General features: G+C 46.2%; 1 protein-coding gene. It reads left to right on the top strand.

What is annotated here, in order from left to right:
- Positions 1 to 1645: beta strand repeat-containing protein (locus tag QUA07_RS29845; RefSeq protein ID WP_445305926.1), on the top strand; the 1645-nt coding region annotated here is incomplete at both ends.

Below are 1645 nucleotides of genomic sequence, written 5' to 3'. Positions count from 1 at the left end.
TAACAACTAATATCACTGATAACGATATTGCCGGAGTCACAATCACTCCCACTGCTACCCCAGCTACAGAAGGCGGTACAACTGGTACTTACACAGCAGTTTTAACATCACAACCCACAGCCGATGTTAATCTAGCAATTGGCAACACTGCTCAAACCGCTACTTCAGCTTCCACACTCACCTTTAATTCAACTAATTGGAATACACCGCAAACCGTAACTGTCACGGCTGCTGATGACACATTAGTGGAAGGAAGTCATATTGGAAGTATTACTCATACCGCCACTTCAACGGATACAAATTATAGTGGCATTGCCGTCGCTGCTGTCACAGCTAATATCACTGATAATGATAGTGCAGCAATCACAATCACTCCCACTTCTACAACAGCTACAGAAGGCGGTACAACTGGTAGTTATGAAGTAGTTTTAACATCACAACCCACAGCCGATGTTAATCTAGCAATTGGCAACACTGCTCAAACCGCTACTTCAGCTTCCACACTCACCTTTAATTCAACTAATTGGAATACACCGCAAACCGTAACTGTCACGGCTGCTGATGACACATTAGTGGAAGGAAGTCATACTGGAAGTATTACTCATACCGCCACTTCAACGGATACAAATTATAGCGGCATTACCGTCGCTGCTGTCACAGCTAATATTACTGATAACGATAGTGCAGCAATCACAATCACTCCCACTTCTACAACAGCTACAGAAGGCGGTACAACTGGTAGTTATGAAGTAGTTTTAACATCACAACCCACAGCCGATGTTAATCTAGCAATTGGCAACACTGCTCAAACCGCTACTTCAGCTTCCACACTCACCTTTAATTCAACTAATTGGAATACACCGCAAACCGTAACTGTCACGGCTGCTGATGACACATTAGTGGAAGGAAGTCATACTGGAAGTATTACTCATACCGCCACTTCAACGGATACAAATTATAGCGGCATTACCGTACCTGCTGTCACAGCTAATATTACTGATAACGATAGTGCAGCAATCACAATCACTCCCACTTCTACAACATCTACAGAAGGCGGTACAACTGGTAATTACACAGTAGTTTTAACATCACAACCCACAGCCGATGTTAATCTAGCAATTGGCAACACTGCTCAAACCGCTACTTCAGCTTCCACACTCACCTTTAATTCAACTAATTGGAATACACCGCAAACCGTAACTGTCACGGCTGCTGATGACACATTAGTGGAAGGAAGTCATACTGGAAGTATTACTCATACCGCCACTTCAACGGATACAAATTATAGCGGCATTACCGTCGCTGCTGTCACAGCTAATATCACTGATAATGATAGTGTTCCCACACCCGAACCCACGCCAACTCCGACACCAGAGGTAACACCAACTCCCACGCCAACTCCGACACCAGAGGTAACACCAACTCCCACGCCAACTCCGACACCAGAGGTAACACCAACTCCCACGCCAACTCCGACACCAGAGGTAACACCAACTCCCACGCCAACTCCGACACCAGAGGTAACACCAACTCCCACGCCAACTCCGACACCAGAGGTAACACCAACTCCCACGCCAACTCCGACACCAGAGGTAACACCAACTCCCACGCCAACTCCGACACCAGAGGTAACACCAACTCCCAC

The organism is Microcoleus sp. T3_A4 (assembly GCF_036700465.1).
GTDB lineage: Bacteria > Cyanobacteriota > Cyanobacteriia > Cyanobacteriales > Microcoleaceae > Microcoleus.
Note: the sequence above shows the minus strand (reverse complement) of the source record. Positions and strands in the feature narration are given on the sequence as shown.